Genomic DNA, 4742 nt, shown 5'->3' with positions numbered 1-4742 from the left:
CTCCCCCACTCGAGCGCTTCTCCCCGCCACGCCTCCCCAGCGCGGGCCGCTGTCCAGAAGCCGGCCGGAGCATGGAGCCGCTTTGCTCTATCCTCCCTGTCACTGAAAGGAGTTCTCGTGCCCGTCCCCATCCACAACGCCTTCTACATCAAGCTTGGCGAGCGCGGCCGCTGGGAGGCGGACTGCATGGCCAATGCCCGCATCCGGGTGGGCTATCCCCATCAGGATCTCGCCGACATCAATCGCGGGAACTGGAAGAGGCTCAAGAAGCAGCTCGACGCGTCGGAGACGAGCAAGGGTGTTGCCACGACCGACCTCAACAGGCTGCAAGACCTAGCAGGCTCGGGCCCTGGCGACGTGTGGACGGCGTTTCATGAGGGCCGGCTGTGGTGGACGCGCGTCCTGCCCGGCCCCTTCCAGCAGGACGCCCTCTCGAAGTACCGCCGCACGGAGCCCTGGCGCGACAAGGCCGAGAACGACAGGCTACTCGTCGCGAGCACCCTCCCGGGCAAGATCGCCAGCCTTCAGGCGTTTCGCGGCACCATCTGCAGCGTCGGGGCGAAGGAGCTCTTGCAGCGGGTGCTGGAGGGCAGGCGGAGCGACCTTGCCGTCCGAATCGAACGACAGCGCACGGAACTTGAGGCCGCAGTGATGGCAGCCATCCGGGAACTGCACTGGAAGGACTTCGAGACACTCGTCGATCTCGTCTTCCGGCATGCGGGATGGGCGCGGACCAGCATCCTGGGGCAGCAGGTGAAGTCCTTCGACATGGAGCTGACCGAGCCGCTGACCGGCGACCGCTATGTCGTGCAGATCAAATCCAAGGCGGGACGAAAGGACCTGGACGAGACGATTCACCATTTCTCCGAGCAGGCCTACCGGCGGGTGTTCTTCGTCGTCCACTCTCCAAGCCCTGAGCTCGCGGCCGCCACTGACCTTCCGGATGACGTCGAAGTGGTGGACCCCGCAGTGCTCGCGCGGCTGGCGGTAAGCGCAGGGCTCAGCGGCTGGATTGAAGAGAAGGTCATCTGACCGTCCGCTCCACCGGCCGAGATGCCTGGGCTTGCGGCCCCTTCGTGGAGGGTGCCGATAGTCGCGGTCAAGAGGAATCCGGTGCGGGCCTGACGCGCCATCAGTTGCAACATGAGATTGAAGCAGGCGCGAACTGGACGCGGTGGTGGAGAGCACCCGCCGCCACGTCGCGCTGGGGGACACGCCGCTCGGCAACCTCGGTCTGGAGTTCAGCACATGCGGTGGGGGTCGCCGAGGAGGCTCGACGTAGAGGAGTCCAGGCGCGGGACTCAAGGCGGGGAAGGCTGACTGAGCGCCTCGTGCAGGCCTTCCGGCGCCTCCTCGGAGCCGCCCAGGGTGCTGGCCTGGAAGGCCTTGCTTGTCGGACGGAAGAAGACCTGGCTCAGCTTGTCGCTCAGCTGATCGAAGGCTCGCAGCGACATCACCCGGTACACGTCGTCATCGCTGGGCCCTCTGCCATTGAGACCCACCAACTCCAGCTGTCTGGACGTGAAGTGCACGGTGAAGAAATCGGGCGGGTTGACTCGCAGCCCGAAGTGCAGCGGCTTCTGGTCCGGCACGCGCATGTCCGCGCTGAACTCGAACTGGATGCCCACGAAGACACGCCGGGTCTCCACGGAGCTGTAGGTATTGCCGGACCAGCCAATCGTATAGACGATTTCCAGCACCGGTACGGTCGTGTCGGCCGCCGGCTGCCCGGCGGGCGCCGCCTGGAGTGTGAGCAGGTCCGTGGGGAAGATCTGCACGAAGGCGCTGCTCAGCGCTTCGGTGATGGCCTGCTCCAGGGGCTGGGTGTACTGGGGCTCGAAGTGGCGGGACACCATGGCCATTTCCCGCCCCTGCCTGCGCATGGCCTTGCCGAGCAGCTTGTCGGCCTTCTCGAGCGTGGGCGAGGACTGCTGGCGGAAGCGCAGGAGCACCTGCGGATTGTCCGTCGCCTCCAGATGGGCCATCAGCCCGCCCACGAAGGGGACGATTCCGGCATGGGTGGTGGAGGCCTGGTCCTTGAACTCGGCCAGGGACTTCACGAACAGCTCGTGGATGCGGGCCTTGGCCTCCCCGTCCACCACGGAGGCCGGGTAGCGCGTGCGGAAGCGGCGCAGCGCCGACACGGTATCGCCGGCCTCCGCGAGCGCCGCGCGCGGCAGGCGCTCCTCCCTGACCTCCTTGGAGCGGGGCGACCCATCCCAGCGTTTCAGGTACGTCAGCCAGCAGGCCTCGGCGCCCTGCTTCTCACAGCCGGTGAACTCCGCCTCCGCGCCGAGCCGCCTTGCCTCGTCGACATAGCGCCAGCCCGTGAGCACGTATTGGTGGAAGGCCGCCCCACTCCCGTCCTTCCTGGCTGCCTCGAAGGCCGTGTGGTCACTCGCCAGGTTCCTCAACAACAGCGCGGTGATGCCCAGCACCACCCCCACCGTCAGAGAGGTCAGCCACCGCCGGCCCAGCCGGCTCGGCACGCCCGATGCCCGCGGGCCCGTGTCGAGAGCGTCCTCGCTCTTGCCCTGGAAGGCCTGGAAGCCGCCCTTCATTCGTACGTCGAAGAAGACGTCGAGCTGTTGGAGGGCATTGGCGTCCTGCCGCTCCAGTGCTCCGGCGACTCCCTTGCGCACGCGCTGAAATACCTGGAGCCGTCGCTCGGCGTCATGCTTGTCGCTGACCTGGAACTCCTCGACGACGCCTCCCTGAAAGGTGAAAAAGAAGGAGGTATGGCTGTAGGTGCCATTGATGTGCTGGTGCACCCCCTTGAATTCGATGAGCCCGTTCAGGGAGCGGATGCGCATCTTTGGCTCGCGGAGGTCCACGAACTCCAGGGGGAACAGATAGCGCCCCGGCGCGAAGGGCAGACCCGCGCTGCGCCTGCGGTGGTACGCGATGCCGAGGACGGCCGCGACCATCAGGCTGATGTCCAACGCGTAGGCAATGAGGGAACCCACGTCCTCGACGCCGCGCGCGCCAGGCGTTCCGAACGCAGTGAGCGCGATGAAGCAGAAGTGGCCCAGCCCCAGCAAGCCCGCTACGAACCACCGCGCCAATCCCTTCTGGGTGGTGCGGTCCTTGTCGGAAAAGAGTGGAGCGTCCGCGGAGTGCGGGCTCGTACTGGCGATGAGCCGCTCGCGGGTGGAGTGAGGCAGCACATTGAAATGGACAATGACATCACGGGACATGGCGCGCTCTCCCCCTTGAGCGATGCGAATGTTCGTGGCCTTAGGTGATAGCAGTGCTCGCCCAAACCCGTCGAGGCGCCCCGCCGGAAAACCCTGACGTGTGTATGAAAGATTACCAAGGCAATGATTCGCCTGCGCTCACCGCTGAGCGCAGGCCTTGGAGAAGCCGGCTTGGCAAGCCTGCGCGAATAGCGCGGCGGCGCGATGCTCATCCTTGGGTACCCCGTCACCATCCGCGTATTGCCATGCGAGATGGAACAAACCATGGGCCGATTCCTGCGCCCGGGCTGTTTGGGATGCATTGGCAGGCGGGACCGCGTGGTTCCCCGCCGCACAGCCTCCCATCCCACCCAGCACCACGCACAGCACCGCAACGCTTCGTGCGCCTGACATGGTCATCCCCCTGACACTCAAGACCGCGGGTGAGCCCCAGAGCGGTGAGCATCCGCCTGGGTCATCCACTGAATGAACGAGCGAGGAGGAAAACGCTGTGGAGAATCCGTACCGCCCAGCCCCCCTTCCAGGCTCCCCTCTTGGAAATGCAATGATTTCCAATTGAGGCATTGGCATCGCCAAGGCGGCGCAAATCTTCCGCCAAGCCAACGGTGCTCCTGCTTGGCAAGACGATGGCCAGTTTGCGGACGCGAAGCTGGCCGCCGCGCAGCTCGGGTACAGCGCGGTTGGTGTCGTCCCTGCCCTGGACCATGCGGGAGAGGGCCTGACGGTGCTGGAACTCCTGGCCACGCTGAAGCTCTGGCGGCTCAGCTCTCCGCGGGCAGCCGGGCGATGGCCTCGGACGCGGGCGACACGCCGAAGAAGCGCGACAGCTCGGCCTGGGCTTCACGGGCCTGCGCCGCGCTGATGCGGCCTTCGCGCTCCAGCCGCGTCAGGATGACACCGGCGCGGGTGCGCAGCGTCTCCGGGCGCTGGGCGGGCAGCCAGCGGCGGGGAGCGGGCAGCATGGCCGCGAGCATCGCGCCCTGAGCCACGGTGAGCGCCCGCGCCGACGTGCCGAAGTGCTCACGGGCCGCCGCCTCGATGCCATACACCCCCGGCCCCCACTCCACGACGTTCAGGTACAGCGCGAGGATGCGCTGCTTGGACAGGTGCTCCTCCAGCCGGCGCGCGAGCACGAACTCCTTGGCCTTGCGCAGCAGGCTGCGGTCCGTGGAGAGGTAGAGGTTCTTCGCCAGCTGCTGCGTGAGGGTGGAGGCGCCGCGCCCCAGCCGGGCCTCGCGCACGGACTGGTCGATGGAGTTCTCCACCTCCTTCCAGTCCACGCCTTCGTGCCGGTAGAAGCGCGCGTCCTCGGAGATGAGCACGGCGTCCACCGCGTGCGGGGCCACCGCGCCCAGGGACACCCAGGCCTGTCGCACGCGGGGCTTCCTGCCCTCCGCATTCGCCTCCTCGGCCCGCTGCTCCATGAGCGCGGTGGTGCGCGGGTTCTCCGTGCGCAGCCCGCTCACGTCGGGCAGCCGCGCGTACCCCACGCTGAGCCAGAGCACGAACAGCAGCCACCCGCCCAGCACCCACCGGCCCCAGCCC

Annotated in this window: 3 protein-coding genes; 1 reads left to right on the top strand and 2 read right to left on the bottom strand. The window is 67.1% G+C overall.

The annotated features are described in order from the left end of the window. The first annotated feature begins 117 nt into the window (after positions 1 to 117). Positions 118 to 1032, top strand: a complete 915-nt coding sequence (locus D7X96_RS38635; RefSeq protein WP_121771973.1) for a restriction endonuclease — start codon at positions 118 to 120, stop codon at positions 1030 to 1032. 269 nt (positions 1033 to 1301) lie between these two features. Here the strand turns inward: D7X96_RS38635 and D7X96_RS38630 are convergent, their stop codons facing one another. Beyond that, a complete protein-coding gene (locus tag D7X96_RS38630) occupies positions 1302 to 3197 on the bottom strand; it encodes a hypothetical protein (RefSeq protein ID WP_147468515.1) in 1896 nt (631 codons plus the stop codon). Between the two features lie 761 nt (positions 3198 to 3958). After that, on the bottom strand, positions 3959 to 4742 hold a 784-nt coding region (gene mtgA / locus D7X96_RS38625; protein WP_244219874.1), incomplete at its 5' end, for a monofunctional biosynthetic peptidoglycan transglycosylase.

Source organism: Corallococcus interemptor, from assembly GCF_003668875.1.
Classification (GTDB): Bacteria; Myxococcota; Myxococcia; order Myxococcales; family Myxococcaceae; genus Corallococcus; species Corallococcus interemptor.
This window is presented reverse-complemented; position numbering and strand designations above follow the sequence as displayed.

Excerpts from the sequence above, each read along its gene's own strand:
- D7X96_RS38630 (WP_147468515.1), bottom strand. The coding sequence starts at position 3,197 with ATGTCCCGTGATGTCATTGTCCATTTCAATGTGCTGCCTCACTCCACC.